Source organism: Specibacter sp. RAF43, from assembly GCF_052114065.1.
Taxonomy (GTDB): domain Bacteria; phylum Actinomycetota; class Actinomycetes; order Actinomycetales; family Micrococcaceae; genus Specibacter.
The window spans coordinates 1-16,741 of record NZ_JBFREA010000043.1 but is presented as its reverse complement, the minus strand read 5'-3'; the positions used below and the strand labels follow the sequence as shown (position 1 = coordinate 16,741).

12 protein-coding genes, 1 tRNA gene and 1 pseudogene are annotated in these 16,741 nt (G+C 59.1%); 13 read left to right on the top strand and 1 reads right to left on the bottom strand.

The window, feature by feature from the left end; genetic code table 11:
- The first annotated feature begins 1,469 nt into the window (after positions 1–1,469).
- From AB4Y80_RS16345 to AB4Y80_RS16290, 12 genes and pseudogenes are all read left to right on the top strand, one after another.
- Entirely contained in the window at positions 1,470–2,384 is a 915-nt protein-coding gene (locus tag AB4Y80_RS16345) for an amino acid ABC transporter permease (RefSeq protein ID WP_442215397.1), read from the top strand.
- Positions 2,385–2,410: 26 nt separating this feature from the next.
- Entirely contained in the window at positions 2,411–3,205 is a 795-nt protein-coding gene (locus tag AB4Y80_RS16340; RefSeq protein WP_442215396.1) for an amino acid ABC transporter ATP-binding protein, read from the top strand.
- A 68-nt stretch (positions 3,206–3,273) separates the two neighbouring features.
- Complete coding sequence (locus AB4Y80_RS16335) at positions 3,274–4,221, top strand: transporter substrate-binding domain-containing protein (protein ID WP_442215395.1); 948 nt, start codon at positions 3,274–3,276, stop codon at positions 4,219–4,221.
- A 55-nt stretch (positions 4,222–4,276) separates the two neighbouring features.
- Positions 4,277–5,641: an MmgE/PrpD family protein gene (locus AB4Y80_RS16330; RefSeq protein ID WP_442215394.1), complete on the top strand. Its 1,365-nt coding sequence runs from the start codon at positions 4,277–4,279 to the stop codon at positions 5,639–5,641.
- A 61-nt stretch (positions 5,642–5,702) separates the two neighbouring features.
- Complete coding sequence (locus AB4Y80_RS16325; protein ID WP_442215393.1) at positions 5,703–6,620, top strand: isocitrate lyase/PEP mutase family protein; 918 nt, start codon at positions 5,703–5,705, stop codon at positions 6,618–6,620.
- Between the two features lie 507 nt (positions 6,621–7,127).
- Positions 7,128–7,949 (top strand): HpcH/HpaI aldolase family protein, encoded by an 822-nt coding sequence (locus AB4Y80_RS16320; protein ID WP_442215392.1) that lies wholly within the window; start codon positions 7,128–7,130, stop codon positions 7,947–7,949.
- A gap of 424 nt (positions 7,950–8,373) precedes the next feature.
- Positions 8,374–8,652 (top strand): hypothetical protein, encoded by a 279-nt coding sequence (locus AB4Y80_RS16315; RefSeq protein ID WP_442215391.1) that lies wholly within the window; start codon positions 8,374–8,376, stop codon positions 8,650–8,652.
- A 36-nt stretch (positions 8,653–8,688) separates the two neighbouring features.
- A pseudogene (locus AB4Y80_RS16310) lies at positions 8,689–8,850 on the top strand (ParB family protein); the annotation flags it as partial.
- A 347-nt stretch (positions 8,851–9,197) separates the two neighbouring features.
- Positions 9,198–10,124 (top strand): LysR family transcriptional regulator, encoded by a 927-nt coding sequence (locus tag AB4Y80_RS16305; protein WP_442215390.1) that lies wholly within the window; start codon positions 9,198–9,200, stop codon positions 10,122–10,124.
- 95 nt (positions 10,125–10,219) lie between these two features.
- Positions 10,220–11,881 (top strand): amidohydrolase, encoded by a 1,662-nt coding sequence (locus tag AB4Y80_RS16300; protein ID WP_442215389.1) that lies wholly within the window; start codon positions 10,220–10,222, stop codon positions 11,879–11,881.
- A 90-nt stretch (positions 11,882–11,971) separates the two neighbouring features.
- Positions 11,972–13,621 carry a thiamine pyrophosphate-dependent enzyme gene (locus AB4Y80_RS16295; protein WP_442215388.1) on the top strand — a complete coding sequence of 550 codons (1,650 nt, stop codon included), beginning with the start codon at positions 11,972–11,974 and terminating at the stop codon, positions 13,619–13,621.
- Positions 13,622–13,642: 21 nt separating this feature from the next.
- Positions 13,643–15,016, top strand: coding sequence for an NAD-dependent succinate-semialdehyde dehydrogenase (locus tag AB4Y80_RS16290; protein WP_442215387.1), 1,374 nt, complete (start codon positions 13,643–13,645; stop codon positions 15,014–15,016).
- Between the two features lie 807 nt (positions 15,017–15,823).
- Here AB4Y80_RS16290 and AB4Y80_RS16285 read toward each other — a convergent pair.
- Positions 15,824–15,904, bottom strand: a tRNA-Leu gene (locus tag AB4Y80_RS16285).
- A 187-nt stretch (positions 15,905–16,091) separates the two neighbouring features.
- On the opposite strand from AB4Y80_RS16285, the gene AB4Y80_RS16280 reads away from it, so the two are divergent.
- On the top strand, positions 16,092–16,685 hold the full coding sequence (locus AB4Y80_RS16280) for an ANTAR domain-containing response regulator (RefSeq protein WP_442215386.1): 594 nt from the start codon (positions 16,092–16,094) through the stop codon (positions 16,683–16,685).
- The last annotated feature ends 56 nt before the right edge of the window (positions 16,686–16,741 follow it).

Here is a 16,741-nt window from a genome sequence, read left to right as displayed (position 1 = left end):
CGTTCATCACGCCGAGGTCATCAACCTCTCCGGCAACAGCTACAGGCTCCAAGGCCGGCTCAAGCCACAAACTCTGGCACAATAAAACAACACACCGTGGCCCTGTTTTCAAATGGCAAAAATGGCCCTATTTTCAGTTGGCGTTGACAATTCCTCCGGATTTCCGGCCCAATACGACCCAGTACAAGTCAGTCCCACAGAAACAGTGTTCCCGGCGGGAACACAGCATCGGAAGCTTCACATACAGATTGATCCACATCGCTGGCTGCTCCCAGCAGCAGCCACATAACTCAGTTTCGGAACAGCACGGGAGGCGATGCCATCCAATTGAAGCAACGACGAAAAAGCCAGTTGGTTAGTAACATCGCAGGCCCAGCCTTTTCGCCGCGGTGTTCAGCGCCTTGGAGCAGGTTTATGAGCCCCAATAGTCAAAATGTCTTAAGTGTCGCCACATTGGATCAGCACTGATCCTGCCTGTAGGTGCGTGTCCGCGACGACCTGTGCACGATTACCACCCCGACCAGCGCGCAATTCGTGGTCTAGAGTGGCCGTGCCGCACTCCCTGTGCCCCCGCACACACTGCCCGGCTTGCCGGGACGCCAAAGAGCAATGCCTCCATCATCGGGGTTGAGCGCCGACCAGACCGGTGAGGCCCGGCCCAGTCCTACGCCCCGGTCCATCTGCGAGGCCCTGCCGTAGTCCGTCACGCCGGCTGGAGCCTTGAGGCCTCGGACGTTGCCATCATGGCGACCACGGGCGGCAGACACCTCGTCTTTTGCAGTCTCTGACCGCGGACACTGCCATGTCGCAGGCGAAATCCGAATCAGGTGGACTCCATGACGAAGAACAGGAATCAAGCACCACAGGCCACCGAATTCCCGCAGGACTTCTAAGCACTGTCAGCTTGTGGTGCCCCCGAGCCCTCGCGTCAGGGTGAGGCGGAAAACGCTGCGCGCAGCCTGGAGGCCCACTACCAATGCGGCTGCATGCGTCGAGAATCTCGCGTTGGGCAGCGCGCCGGACCGGAGCGCGTGACAAGGCATCCAGCGGTCGACTCGACAGGGACACACATTACGTCGGGAGATGCTGGTTCATGCCGGCAAGGCATGGCGGGCCAAACTATTCAGTATTAGACACCACATCCTGGTTCTTCAGATACTAAGGAAGCACACAGCTCTAGAAATCGTCTATATCAAGGGCTCAAGTTCCACACCAAATCACAGCTGTCTTAAGGCACACCGCTTCGACGTCCAACCTCGGCACAGCCTTGAAGCGTCAGCGTTGACGCGTAAGCAGATGCTAGCTTGAGGGGTCCAAATGTCATGTCTGATCTACGGCAATGCACGTTCTATCGGCACTTCGACATGGGCAAGCCATTCCTCGGCATCGCGCAAGCGCCGCAGAGCCGGCACCGATGATTACTCGCTGGAACGATTCGCACAATAGCAGTCGAAGAAAGGTCAACACACATGCCTCTGGATAATCACGAGCGGACAACAATAGCCGAACGAGATCGGCAACCGCGGCCGGACTACCGCAGTAAAGATGCCGACCTCCCCGTAGTCGAACGCCGCCACCCGTGGCGGACTGTTGGCGCCGTGCTAGCAGTTGCAATACTTGCCGGCGTCGTCTTGTCGCTTGCAACGAATCCAGCAATTGATATCGGCACGATTCGGGAATATATAACTGCGCCTGCGATCTTGCGAGGCGTGCTCATAACTCTCTTCCTCACCATCATAGCTTTCGTCCTCGGATTTCTCGGATCATTGGTGTTGGCAGTGATGCGACTATCTGAAAACAGAGTTCTTTCGACCCTGGCAAGTTTCTACATTTGGATCTTCCGTGGAACCCCACTACTTGTGCAAATAATATTCTGGGCATATCTTGGGGCAATATATCCGACCCTGGGGCTACCAATTCCATTTGCAGACATATTGCTGTGGGAAACGAAAACATCAGATTTGATTAATCCCACAATCGCGGCACTTCTTGCGCTGACATTCAATGAATTGGCTTATTCAGCGGAAATTATACGTGGAGGAATACTCTCCGTGCAGCAGGGGCAGACGGAGGCCGCTAAGGCGCTGGGTATGCCCACCGGCCGCACTATGCGCAGGATTGTTCTGCCTCAGGCGATGCGTGCAATCATCCCACCGATGGGTAATCAGTGGATCATTCTCCTTAAATCGACTGCCTTGGTGTCGGTGATTGGTGGAGCCGATCTGATGACAAACGTCCAGTACATCTATCAATCCAATTTCAAGGTGATACCTCTCCTTATAGTCGCCAGCATCTGGTATCTGCTCTTTGTGACAATATCGGCCTGGCCTCAGCGCTGGTTGGAGCGGCGATATGGCCGGGGAGCCTCCTCCCGAACGGCCTGATGCAATACCTTTTGTAGTCCGACCCAATGATAAACAGTGCCAAGGGAGTTATTGAATTGAATGACGTGATGGTCGAAGCCATATCAGTCCGCAAATCGTTTGGTGATAACGAAGTACTGAAAGGGATAGATTTAACAGTCAACAAGGGTGAGGTAGTTGCCTTACTGGGTGCAAGTGGCTCGGGTAAGAGCACGATGCTTCGCTGTGTCAATCATCTGGAGCGAATTGACAGTGGCAGAATCTATGTCGACGGAGACCTTGTAGGTTACGAACGACATGGCGAGACGCTCCGCGAACTTTCGGATAAGGACGCTTCCGTGAAGCGACGCCACATCGGGATGGTCTTCCAGTCCTTCAACCTCTTCTCGCATAAAACTGTTCTCGAAAACATTATTGAGGCACCAATTGGGGTTCTAAAGACTCCCAAGGCCGATGCCATAGAGAAGGCAAATTTTCTCCTGTCAGAAGTCGGCCTGGCTGACAAAACGCATGCCTATCCAGCACAGTTGTCCGGCGGGCAGCAACAGCGGGTGGCCATTGCTAGGGCCTTGGCCATGGATCCAAAGCTCATGCTGTTCGACGAGCCGACGAGCGCTCTAGACCCCGAACTGGTCGGCGAGGTCTTGAACGTCATGAGGCGTTTGGCCGACGACGGCATGACCATGATCGTGGTCACCCACGAGATCGGCTTCGCCCGAGAAGTTTGCGACCGCGCTGCCTTCATGAGCTCCGGGGAAATCGTTGAGTGTGGCCCTGCGAGACAGGTCCTGACCGAACCCGAGAACCCGCTGACCAGAGACTTCTTGAAGCGAGTCCTATGAGATTTCAACATCTATCAAGTCAATCCAAAAACAAGAAATTACATACAAATCAGATTGGAACCACCATCATGTTCACAAAACGAAATTCAAGCATCCTCACAGGTTCTTTCGCAGTCATCCTCGCTCTAACTGCCTGTGGGGGCGGTTCATCGAATGCGTCCAGCGACGCTACCAGGACGGTAAACGTGGCAGGCGTCCAAGTGTCCGCGGACCCCACTATTTCAAAAATGCTCCCAGAGAAGTTCGCTAAAGATGGTCTAGCCTTCGCTGTTTCTCCCCCATACCTGCCGTTTTACGAGGGCAGCTCACCGAACATCGTGGGTCCAGACATCGACATGGCCAACGCGATCGCAGCGCGGCTTGGAACGACGGCGAACTTCGGGGATGTAGCGTTCGATGGTGTTATTCCAGCGACGCAATCTGGCAGGTTTGACGTCATCCTTGGACAGATGGCCGATACAAAGTCGCGGCAAGAGGTCATGCACATGATCACTTACATGGGGTATGGAATTGGCATGGTGGTACCGGCCGGGAACCCCGAAAGTATTAGTTCGGGGAAAGACCTATGTGGGCTGACACTCGCCATCCCGTCTGGATGGTCACCGGCCGACTACTTCGACAGCCTAACGAAGGATTGCCTGTCCAGGAACCTTCCCGCGGTGACAATGAAGCGTCTACCCAAGGCTGCCGACACCATTCTGGCAGTTCAAAGTGGCACCGCGGACGCTTCGTATGTTTCCACGCCTACGGCGATTGCAAACGCAAAGGCGATTAAAGGTAGCCGGGGCTTGGAAATAGTCACGCCCAAGGACATGCCCGGCGGCTGGAACGTGCAGAACCACGGCGTTGCCGTACTGAAGGCGGAGTCTGAGCTAAGCCAAGCGATCGCGGCTGCACTGGATTCCCTTATTCAGGACGGCACGGTGAAGAAGATATTCCAACCAGCGGGCCTTGACCAGCTTGTCTTGGACAAGGCGAGGCTGGATGACTCGGCGCCCGAAACTGGCCTGGATTGAGCAGCCGAATCACTCAGTTGTATTCCGGCGCTCCCATTGAGGAGGGAATCCAGGCATGAATCAACTAACGAGCGACGCTCTAAGTGAAATGGAACAGCAGGCAGCGGAGCTGGTCGGTGTGAGCCGGGCAGCGGTGAAAGTCGAGATTGCGGACATCCCTTCCTTCTGGCGAGAGCAAGCCGTTGCGATGATCGCAGACACCATTGGTGTCATGCTCTCAGGGGGCTCGTCTGCCGAGGTGAGCGCCCTTGCTGCGGATGAGGACTTCGGCACGTTGGGCGTATCTCACGGCGGAGCGCAACTCGTCACACCAGGGCGAGCCAGAACGGACGTTCTCACTGCCGCCTTCATAAATGCGACAGCCGGGGCAGTAACCGAAATGGACGAGTTCTATACGGATGGCGGCTCGGGAGGTCATCCCGCGGTGCACATAGTTCCGGCGGCGCTGGCTGTGGCACAGGCCCGCGGTCAGTCGGGACGAGAGCTGTTAGCAGCCGTAGTAGCCGGCTATGAAGTGGCTGCGCGACTCTTCCGTTCGTACTCCTGTGACCCGCTAGTCCAGCCGCATGGCCATATGGCATCGGTGGGGGCTGCGGTCGCAGTCTCCAGGCTGTTGGGGCGGGATCCGGCCACACCGGCGCTAATTGCGGCTGCCATGCCAATGTTGACGCTGTGGGAGCCAAGTTTCGAGGGCGCGAGTGTGCACTATACCTACACCGGTGTTGGTGCAACAGTGGGCATACTTGCGAATAAGTTGGCTACCGCGGGGTTTTCGGGATCGCAAAGGGCATTATCTATTGCTTACGGGGAGATCATGGGCAGCGCCACCGGCCTAGGACTAAGTGATCCACCCATCAACCCAGATGTGCCTATTTTTCGCAATGCCTACGCGAAGTTTTATTCCTGTTGTGGAAGGGCCTATCCAGCAGTCGAGGCGGCATTGTCCCTCTCTGGCGTTGATCCATCTACTATCAAGTCCATAGAGGTGGAGACAGACGAGCTTGGGTTAAGCATTGCTCGCCAGCCCGAAGCCGGCGCCTTATCGAGGCGCTTCTCCACTCAATATGCTGTCGCTGCGGCGATCGTGCATGGACATGCTATGCCCTCGGCCTTTGCTCCGGATGAACGAACCATGGCTTTGAGCCGGAAGGTGGTTGTACACGCGACGCCCGAGTTCGCAAGTTCAAGCGGGGTTGGCGATCGTGCGGCACGGGTGACAGTGACAGATCTCCATGGCCGCAAGACGGCAAGAGCGACCGAAGGCCACGGTGCTATCCAAGCTCCGTGGCCATTGGATAGATTACGTGCGAAATTCACGGACCTCTCACCCGGGCGCTCACCTGAAAGGAGCGGTGAGCACTTTGACCTGCTGATGAAGCTGGAGTCCTTGGATGATCTTTCCAGCATTCTTAGTGGTTAGACCCGCAACGACAAGAAGTGTTAATTCGAAATAATGATATGAAAATGAAAGTGGGGCAACCTTGATTCAGCATGCCGGAGTCGCATCACTGACGATTGGTGGAAGAGGGCCTTCCGCGAAAGACAAGCGAGTTAAACTGCGCGAGCTTCTTGCTGGAGGCGAATTACAAATTGTGCCGACTTCTTACGACGCTTTGACTGCTTCTATTATCGAGCAACAGGGCTACGAAATTGTGCATTTTAGCGGCTTCTACGCATCTGCCGCTATCGCCCGTGTTCCTGACATCGGGCTACTGTCGATGAAAGAGATGGTGGATGCATCTGCCGCTGTCTGTAAGGCCACGACTGTTCCGGTCATCGCGGACGCAGACGACGGCTATGGGGGTCCACTCCAAGTATTCCGGGCCGTAAGCGAGTATTCGTCAGCGGGCGTTGCTGGGATTCACCTGGAGGACCAGACCGCGCCAAAGCGGTGTGGTCTCATGCGCGGACGGACCGTGATTCCGAAGAATGCAATGCGCGAGAAGATCCAGGCCGCGGTAGATGCTCGCCCTGATCCAAGTCTGGTCTTGATTGCTCGTACCGATGCTAGAGAGTCGGAGGGCCTTGATTCAGCAATTGACCGTGCGCGTTCCTATCTGGAGGCGGGCGCGGACGCCTGTATCGTTGAAGGCCCCGAATCGATTGAAGAAATGAGAATCATCAACCAGAGTCTGTCGGGTCCACATGTGGGTGGCTGGTCAGCATTCGACAAGAGTGCGTCTTTGACGCGAGAGGACCTGGTAGACATTGGCTATTCGTTAGTCTTCTTTGTGGATGGCCCATTGTCTATTCATCATGTGTACTCAAACTTGCACAAGCGGCTACTTAAAGACGGAAAGTTGGATGGGCTACAAGAGAATATGACATCCTACGAGGATTGGAATCGAAGCATGGGGCTGTCGGCATGGCGGGAGCTAGAAGAAAGCCTTCGCCGATAAACGGGACTCTTCGAGCTATGACGAGCGGCCTTCCGCCGAACGTGAGGGTCTTCCGATCTGGCACCAGTTCCAAGTGCTGATCCACTGGCTGCGAACGGGCACCCGCTCGGTTGCCATTTCCCCGGTTGTCGGACCAAGTCGAGGTTCGACAAGCTAATCCAGGTCCTCGTTTGCCGCCTAGGAGGGATCGGTTGCCACTCGAGCTGACCGATCTGTCCGAGGCTGGTGCATCGTAAATGAACCTGCGGTGGCGGGGCTGCCGACCGCATCCCCGTCGATCTTTCCATCAACCTGATCGTCGTTGGCTCGGTGGTCAATACTTGCTTGATTGGTTTGGCCGCTGGCTTCTACTTGTCGAATTATCAATCAGCGCTGGACCACCCATGGCCGATACGAGCGGAACTGGTGCCCAGCTGACTGGAGTGTTGCGAAGGGCAGCCGCTGATGCCCTTTTTGCGGATCGCTCTGGCCAGCGCCAAATCAAACCACCAACTATCAAGGAGTGCCATGTTCACTGAAAACAAGATCAAGAGCAAGCTGCGATCCGGTCACAGCGTGATTGGGATCGAGTTCATGTCCGACAGTCATAAGTTGATCGAGATGACCGGGCACGCGGGTTTCGACTTCATCCAATTCGACATGGAGCATACACCGTACAACTTCTCTGAAATCGAGGCATTCGTCCGCACAGCAGACAGTGTGAGCTTGACAAGCTTGGTCCGCGTCGCGGAGATCAGCTCGACGAATATCCGCCGGGTTCTGGAATCTGGCACCATGGGCGTCATACTTCCGCAAGTGCGAACAGCCGATCAGGTGGCGGACGCCATCGCCGCAATGCACTATGCGCCTCGTGGAACGCGCGGAATGTGCCCGATCACTCGGGCTGCACGGTATTCGGAGTCGTCGTGGGAGTCCTACGTGCAATGGTCTCAGAAGGAACTGATGTGCGTGGCGTTGATCGAAAACGAAGAGGCGATGGCAAACATCGCGGACATTCTTCGCGTTGACGGGCTGGACGCCGTTGGAATCGGGACAGGAGATCTAGGCCAGAGCCTCGGTGTAGGAGGCGCTGGTATGCGGAGTCCCCTTGTCCGCCAGGCAGTAGAATCGCTTTCCGTCCAGGCACGGGCGGTAGGCATGCCGATGTGGGCTATGCCCGATGTGACAGATCCCGTTACGTCGATGCGCCAAATGATGCGTGACGGCATTCGCGCGTTTGCATTCGACGCCGATATGTTGATGTACGGGCGCGCCTGCGACACGGCCATGAGCGCATTCCAAGAAGCCACGAAGGAAGACGTCCGGGAGCTCGCAAGGCAGGGGAGCTGACGCTCGCATGCTTTCCAGTGGTCCCGACGCCATGGCGCTGGTGGCGGCGCGGGCCCGCACGGGAAAAACTGCGCCTTCAATATGGAAGAAGTCCGAAAATGCCAAGGATCGGATGGTGGTCGCGCGTCGGATTTGGTGGCAGGACGAGTGAGTCAGTCCTGCCACCAATGGCATCGTAGGCCTACAAGAGTGGCTATGTCAGTTCTTGAACCACCGCCTGACTCTCCGTGAAGAACACCTCGTGAACTTGGTCCACAACGGCATCGAGTGGGAGACGTGTCGGAGATGGGCGAGGCCCATGACCTGCTGCGAAGCGCCCGTCGACGTCCACCAGGGCTATTCTTCTCCAAGCCACCCACCTTGCCAGCGCCAGGGGACAAGACGGCTCACCGTGGAGGTCCGGGGCGTTGGATAGGTCTGCTTCGTGACCTCGACCCCAATGACTCCGATCACTCCGATGTCAGATGAGTGCGCCCAACTGTTCGAGTCCATGAAACACGGGGTGCGTCAGCTGCAATCCGCCGAGCGCCTCACGGTCACCGCCGAACTGGCCGGACTGAACTGGTCCATTGAGCGGGAATCCTGGTGCGGCAGGACCGACAGCCTGGAGTTCCGGTGTGGTGCCCCCTCATGTCCGGAGCCAAGCGTCCAGCAGCCAGTCGGACAACTGCTCTGGGGAGACGTCACGGTACCGCTGGAATAGCTCGAAACAGCTAGGGGCCGGCAGCTCCGGGCCGCTTTCCTCGCGGCCGGCCAGCCGGAGGCCAATGCCATCCTTTCTGAACTGATCGAGAACGTCACCCTCCGAGAGTTGCGCAGGCTGGCACGCAAGTACAGCCAAGGCAAAATATGGGCCCGCCCCGCCCGGCCCAGGCAACTCACACGGGAGGAATTTCGATGACCCGACAGCAAAAACCTGCCCGAAAGCTGCTCAATTCATCGAAGTCGTCACGGAACTGAACATCTCCAAAGCCCAAGCCTTCGCTTTGGTCCGCTCCGCGGACCTCCGCGCAATTAAAATTGGCGGCAGGAGTCAATGGCATATGGAAATTGAGGACGAATAGCTCTCGGATGTCACCGGCCAAAATGGCTTCCGGCTGCAAAGAAGTAAGCAGCTACCTTGTGCCGAGTGGAAGTGGGAAGGTACGCACAAGTGCGAGCCTTCCCACTTACTGTCCGTCTCAAACGTGGGCCAAATGTCAGCCGACCCAGAATATCGAAAAGTTCATGCCATGACATCATGAAGGCATGAACTTCCGCCGAGTCGAGTATTTTCTAGCCGTGGTCGCCGCCGGTACCATCACCGCTGCCGCAGAAAAGCTGTATATTGCTCAGCCTGCGCTTAGCCGGCAAATCAAGACGCTTGAGCGTGAACTAAGACTTTCCCTCTTCGAATCGCATGGTAATCGGCTGGTTCTCACCCCGGCGGGACATGCCTTCATACCAGCGGCGCGACGGTTGATCGTTGAAACGCGGGGTCTGGAGAGCGCGGCGGACGCACTGCGGACCGGACGCGTCTCCAAACTTGTCGTCGCCGCCACATCCTCTTCGGTCCGAAGCTTCCTCGCTCCCTTCATCGCCACCACCGGGCCGGACGATCCTGCGATAGTTACGATGCGGACCCGGCATTTTGAAGTGTCAGAGCTCCTCTTGCGGGGAGCCGATTTTGCTATCTCCCCGTTGCCGGCAGAACCCGGCCTTTCAATGATTCCTCTGGGCAGTGTCCCGTTGAAGGCCCACGTCGCGGTGGATCATCAGTGGGCCCGTGAAGGCCGGCAGCGACTGCCGCTGGAAGCGGTATGCGAGAATCTTGTGATCCTTCCTTCCCACGAGAGCGTCAGCCGCCATCTTCTGGATAGCGCCATGAATCGGGCCGGCCTAAGGTTCAAACAAACTATCGAATGCGATGACGGGGAAACGATAATCGCACTGGCAGCAGCCGGAAAGGGCATCGGCCTTACGACTGACCTCGGCTGGCAAGGAACACACCCTATTCGAATTCTTGAGCCGGGGGCTGGCGACGCCCCTAGCATTTTGCGATTACCTTTGCACGCGGCGTGGATGCCGGGGCACTTTGCAGAAGAGACGATCCGCTCTCTGATAGACGGGTTGGTCAAATTCTTGGAGATGCAAGGCGATATGGTTCCCTCGGAACTCCCACGGACCATAACTTAGAGGCATGATTAGATAACCATTTACGCATTAGACAGCATGGAAAACCGCGCTGATACTGAAACAAGGGCAACAGCCTAATCAGCGCGGAGGATCTAATGCTTTTCGACAGACTGTACGTCAACGGGGTTATTCACACGCAGGACTCCGGACTCGCCCTTGCACGGAATCTTGGCGTTCATGGCGGCCGCATCATCAGTCTGGATGACGAGCTGCCGGTCTCACACTTCCGAGAGGTGCACGACCTGAACGGCGCGGCCGTTCTTCCCGGCTTTAACGATTCGCACTGTCATCTGACCTATATCGGTGAGGCACAGATGCAGGTGGATCTCCGTCCGTCCGCATGCGCCTCCATGGCAGAGCTGCTTGCCGCAGTCGGTGCAGCCTGCGCGGCCGCCCCCGAGGGCGTCTGGGTGCAGGGCGCCGGCTACGACCAGAACTACCTGGACAACCAACATCCCACTGCAGAGCAGCTGGACGCCGTCAGCCAAGGTCATCCCGTCTGGCTAACACACAACTCCCGCCACATGGGCGTGGCCAACACCAGCGCCTTTGAGCGCGCCGGCTTCGCGAACCGCCGCGGGGTTCGTCCGCCCGATGGCGGTGTCGTCCCTCTCGACGAAGATGGGAGGGCGCTGGGCCTGCTCCAAGAGACTGCCCGGGCATTGGTAACTGATTCCATTGGCGTTCCCACGGTCGAGGAAATCGCCCGGATGGTGGGCGCCGGCAGCAACGCTTTGCTGGAACTGGGAATCACCAGCATTACCGAGCCCGGGCTGGGCGCCCCTGCGCACCTCGGTCATTCGCCAGCCGATCTCGCCGGGTATCAACTGGCACGCGAGACAGGCCGGTTAGGTGTACGCGCTACTGTGATGCCATACCTGACAGTGCTGCATCACCTGTCCGGAACCGCCGACGCCACTGATGGCGGTAGCAACACGCACTCGCCTTGGGGGCTGGACCTTGGCATGCGTACCGGTTTCGGTGACGACTGGCTGCGATTGGGAGCGGCCAAGATTCTGTCCGACGGTTCGCTGATCGGCCGCAGTGCCTTCATGTGTTGCGACTATGCCGGAGACGCCGGCAACCGCGGCCTGCTGCAGTTCTCTGAATCCGAGCTGCGCCGGCGCATCACCGCTGCCCACGTGGGCGGCTGGCAGGTCGCCACGCATGCCATCGGCGATGCCGCCTTGGACGTCGTACTGGACATCTTCGAAGACGTCCAGGGGCTCCACCCCCGCGTCGACACCCGCCATCGCATCGAGCATCTGGGAGTCGCCAGCGATGGGCAAATCCGGCGCGTCGCCTCACTTGGCCTAGTCCCGGTCCCCCAAGGCCGCTTCGTCTTTGAACTGGGCGATGGTGTTGCCAAGGCTATGGGACCCGAGCGCACCGCTCTCACGTACCGTGTGAAGACRCTGCTTGATGCCGGTATAGAGATCCCTGCCAGCRCTGACGCGCCTGTGGTGGACGCAAATCCGATCCTAAACATTCACAGCTTGGTCAACCGGAAGACGTCCTCCGGGGAGGACTTCGGACCGGACGAGCGCATTACCGTAGCCCAGGCTGTGCGGTCCTACTCGATCGGCAGCGCCTATGCAGCGCACGAAGAACATTACAAGGGAACACTTTCTCACGGGATGCTCGCCGACTTCGTGACGCTCTCCGAAGACCTTTACAGGGTCTCACCGGAAAATATCCAGGACATCAGGGTCACCGCCACCGTTGTCGGGGGCAGGCTCGCCCACGGTGAGCTCTAAACCTTCGGCGCGACATCGCTACATTTTCCCGACACATAATCAACGAGCCCGCCAAAGGTCGGCGTTCACAACGCACCAAGGAGCAACACATTGGAGAAGAAGAACCACGCGGGTCAGGCCATCGTCGATTCTCTGCAGATACACGGCGTCAAGCGGGTATTCGCCGTCCCGGGAGAGAGTTTCCTCGCCGTTTTGGACGGTCTGCACGGCGCCGACATCGACACCGTGGTCTGCCGCCAAGAGGGCGGTGCCGCCTATATGGCAGAGGCACAGGGGAAGTTTACGGGAGAGCCGGGTGTGGTGATGGTCACCCGTGGCCCCGGTGCCGCGAACGCCTATATTGCGGTTCACGCCGCTTGGCAGGACGCAACGCCCATGGTCCTGTTTGTCGGCCTGATTCCCGTCGCGCACCGGATGCGCGAGTCGTTCCAGGAATTCGACCCAAACGCCTGGTTCGGGACCCAGGCCAAGCGCGTTTTCATTCTCGACAATGCGGAGCGGGCATCCGAATTGGTCGCGGAAGCGTTCTTCGCGGCCAAGTCCGGCCGCCCGGGACCGGTCGTCGTCGGATTGCCAGAGGATGTTCTTACGCAAGAGTTCACAGGTCGACTCCACCCCGTGATGCCCGTGGCCGACGGCGCTGTCTCCGACCGTGAGATGAAACAGCTCCTAGCTACCATAGCTGCGGCCGAAAGACCCGTAATCTTCGCCGGCGGGCCTCGCTGGACCCCCGACGCGGCTGCGGCCATCACGCACTTCGCTGAGTCCAACGGAATCCCCGTCATACAAGACTGGCGTGCTTCCGATCGAATTCCGTTCACCTCCGAGGCAAATTCGGGCTGGCTCGGCTACGGCCGGTCGGATGAGTCGCTGCGCATGTTCGCGGAGGCGGACGTCCTTCTAGCCGTCGGTGCATTGCCCACGGATGTACCGACCGACGGCTACACCGTTCGTCAGTCGGCGGACGCCACCAACATCTTGGTGAACATCGATACCACACTGCGCGGTCGCAGTGGCGCGGTCACCACACATATCGTCGCCGCCCCGGCTGCGTTCGCCGAGGCCGTCGCCGACGTGCAGCTGGGCAAGGCCCAGGTGTGGGAGACCTGGCGAGAGTCCGGACGCCAGGCCCAGATAACGGCCAGTACACTGCCAGGGCAGGAAACACTGCCGCCCACCAGAGCGGGGACTGCCCACATGAGTACGGTCATGACGGACCTGATCCGTCGTCTGCCCCATGATGCGGTATACACCTTCGGCGCCGGAAACCACTGCGTCTGGGCACAGTACTATCTGCCAACGCACGTGTTTCCCAGCCAACTGAGCATGCGTAATGGCTCCATGGGTTACAGTATCCCCGCCGCAGTAGCCGCATCACTGGAGAGTCCAGGGCGGCTTACGATCGCGATCGCCGGAGACGGCGAGTTCCTAATGAATGGCCAGGAGCTTGCGACGGCTGTGCAGTACGGAGCCGCCATCCTGGTGATAGTTATGGACAACGGCCAGTACGGCACAATTCGCGACCATCAGGAGGCTCACTATCCCGGCCGGGTCAGCGGCACCCAGCTGTCCAACCCGGACTTCGCTGCCCTCACCCGCGCCTTCGGCGGGCACGGCGAAACCGTCACGGCCGACGACCAGGTCGCCGGCGCCGTCGAACGCGCACTGAAGGCGGTCACGGACCAGCGAATCCCCGCCGTCATCCACGTTGTAACCGACCAGCAGATCGACCTCCCGTAACCGGGCACGAAGGAGAAACAGATGAGCCTGTATGCCGTCACCAACCCGGCCACCGGACAAACGGTCAGGGAATATCCCACCGCCACCGACGCTGGCATCCGGACCGCCCTCGACGCCACCCACCGAGCCTTCGGGGGGTGGAACAAGAGCAATGTCCGGGAGCGCGTGAAACTGCTGGGCCGCGTGGCCGAGCTTTACGCGGAGCGCCGCGACGAGCTGGCCGCCATCATCACCCGCGAGATGGGCAAGCCGATCGTCCAGGCCGGTTTCGAGGTGGACATCTGCGTGTCCATCTACCGCTACTACGCCAAGAACGGCCCGAAGTTCCTCGAGGACGAAGAGCTCGAGGTGGTTGCCGGTGGGAAGGCCGTGGTCCGCAAGGAGGGCTTGGGCGTGATCCTCGGGATCATGCCGTGGAACTACCCGTACTACCAGGTGGCCCGCTTCGCCGCGCCGAACCTGATGATCGGCAATAGCATCCTGCTTAAGCACGCCCCGCAGTGCCCGGAATCCGCCCTGGCCATGGAGCAGATCTTCATGGAGGCCGGCGCGCCAGCAGGTGCTTACATGAACGTCTTCGCCACAAACGAGCAGGTCGCCGACATTATCGCCGACCCACGGGTGCAGGGTGTCTCTCTGACCGGCTCCGAGCGCGCCGGCTCCGTTGTAGCCGAAATCGCCGGCCGCAACCTAAAGAAGGTCGTCCTCGAGCTCGGCGGGTCGGATCCGTTCCTCCTGCTGGATACAAAAAACGTCGCCGAGGCCGTGGGTCAGGCCGTCTTCTCCCGCATGGTCAACGGCGGCCAGGCCTGCAACGCCGCGAAACGCTTTGTGGTGATGGAAGACATCTACGACGAGTTCGTGGAGAAGTTCACCGCCGCCCTGGCCGCGATCGAACCGGGCGATCCGACCGATCCGATGACCTTCCTTGGCCCGCTCTCCTCAAAGGCCGCGGCCGACAACCTGCACCGCCAGGTCAGGTCCGCGATTGCCGAGGGTGCCGTAGCGCGCACAGGCGGCTCCAGGGTCGCCGACGACTCCGCATATTTCCAGCCGACAGTACTCACAGAAGTAACCCCGGAGATGGAGGTGTTCCACCAGGAGCTCTTCGGCCCGGTCGCAATGATCTTCAAGGTTGCCTCCGAGGAAGAAGCCGTGGCACTTGCCAACGACACCCCGTTCGGCCTTGGCTCCTCCATCCACACGGACGACGAGGAGAAGGCTCTGCGCGTTGCCGAACAGATCGAGGCCGGCATGGTCTTCATCAACGAGCCCGGCGGGACCGCCGCCGAGCTCCCCTTCGGCGGCATCAAACGCTCCGGAATTGGTCGCGAACTGGGCAAATATGGCATGGACGAATTCGTCAATAGGAAGCTCATCCGCATCAGGAACTAGTACAGGTGCCTGCATTAGAGCCCCACGACTGCGCACGTTCCAGTTGAGGGGATGGTTGTGCATAAGGAGTTTCTTGCATGCGTGCTCTCGTCATGGGTCCCGGGGCGACGGGCGGGTACTTTGGCCCCCGCCCCCCTTTTGCCGATGCTATGGCGGAGCCGATCATGATTGGGAGTTGCAGATGGCCGCATCCCCCGCACCAACGCGACAAGTGACGGCAGCCCGGCTCCACCACAGCCATTGATTCGATCACCAACCCTATAATTGATACATCCGCGCCGTTCCGGAATACGCGACCAGCGAGGGATCAAAGTGCTCTTGGATCACACCTGCCACCCTGACGGCGATTGGCCCGTTCGCCACGTTCACAATCGGCACCAGTGCAATATGTTGCGCATTCGCACCAGGCGCTTGAGCACAACAGCCTCCGACCCAAAGGAGCTGCCCCGCCGAGTCCTCGCTTGGGGTCTCGTCTCAGCACCGAGAAGGACTACGAATCCTCCTTCTTCGAACGCTCCCCGATACTCGCCGCGCTCAGGCTCTTATGCCCCGCGTCCACGCCAACCAGGGGCAAGCACACACACACAAATAGAAAGTTACTCAAACATGGCCTGCGCTCACGTTGTTAAGGTTCCGGAGCACTATGAACAGGTGTAAGGAAAAAGAACAGCCCACGGCGACCATGGAGGGGCCCCTGAACAACATTTAAGCCAGCGCCGAATACCCATCCAGCAAACTGCATATGTAGTGTTCCCCGTGGGAACAGCAGGTTAAGCGCTTAAACGGCTCTGACCTGCGGAAATACGGTGCCCGAGGTGGGACTCGAACCCACACACCTCTCGATACTGCATTTTGAGTGCAGCGCGTCTGCCATTCCGCCACTCGGGCCTGCGTCAACGGTACCAAAATGACCGTCGTTACAAAGATCACGCTCCTGCTCGTGAATCGCTTCCGAACAAGTGCGCGAAACCACTCTACATGCCGATAGGCTGTTTTGTAGAACCGGCGCCCGCGCGGCCAAAAGGCCGGCAAGTGCGTCCGCAAGCCACCGCAAGATAGCTTCCAAGGAGCCTACGTGTCCGATCAAACGGAACCCACCCCCGCACGCCGCGTCATCGTCGCCGAGGACGAAACCCTGATCCGTCTTGACATCATGGAGATCCTGCGCGGGGAGGGCTACGACGTCGTGGGCGAGGCCGACAACGGGGAAAAGGCCGTCCAGCTCGCCATGGAACTCAAGCCCGATCTCGTCCTGATGGACGTCAAGATGCCCGTCATGGACGGCATCACCGCCGCCGAGAAAATCGTCAAGGCCCGCATCGCCCCCGTCGTCCTGCTGACCGCGTTCAGCCAGAAGGAACTTGTGGAGCGCGCCCGCGACGCCGGTGCCATGGCCTACGTCGTCAAGCCGTTCACCCCCGCGGACCTCATCCCCGCCCTGGAAATCGCGCTCTCCCGCCACGAGGAAATCCGGGCCCTTGAGTCCGAGGTCACCGACCTTCAGGAACAGTTCGCCACCCRCAAGCTCGTGGAGCGCGCCAAGAGCCTGCTGACCACCAAGATGGGCCTGTCCGAGCCCGAGGCCTTCCGCTGGATCCAAAAAACGTCCATGGACCGCCGCCTGAGCATGCGCGAGGTCGCCGAGACCATCATCAACCAGGTCAACTAGACACCGGCACACGCTTAACGATCGTTCGGCGGCACCCGCCTTGGGTGCCGCCGAAC

Excerpts from the sequence above, each read along its gene's own strand:
- AB4Y80_RS16320 (WP_442215392.1), top strand. The coding sequence starts at position 7,128 with ATGTTCACTGAAAACAAGATCAAGAGCAAGCTGCGATCCGGTCACAGC.
- AB4Y80_RS16305 (WP_442215390.1), top strand. The coding sequence starts at position 9,198 with ATGAACTTCCGCCGAGTCGAGTATTTTCTAGCCGTGGTCGCCGCCGGT.
- AB4Y80_RS16340 (WP_442215396.1), top strand. The coding sequence starts at position 2,411 with ATGATAAACAGTGCCAAGGGAGTTATTGAATTGAATGACGTGATGGTC.
- AB4Y80_RS16290 (WP_442215387.1), top strand. The coding sequence starts at position 13,643 with ATGAGCCTGTATGCCGTCACCAACCCGGCCACCGGACAAACGGTCAGG.
- AB4Y80_RS16330 (WP_442215394.1), top strand. The coding sequence starts at position 4,277 with ATGAATCAACTAACGAGCGACGCTCTAAGTGAAATGGAACAGCAGGCA.
- AB4Y80_RS16345 (WP_442215397.1), top strand. The coding sequence starts at position 1,470 with ATGCCTCTGGATAATCACGAGCGGACAACAATAGCCGAACGAGATCGG.
- AB4Y80_RS16335 (WP_442215395.1), top strand. The coding sequence starts at position 3,274 with ATGTTCACAAAACGAAATTCAAGCATCCTCACAGGTTCTTTCGCAGTC.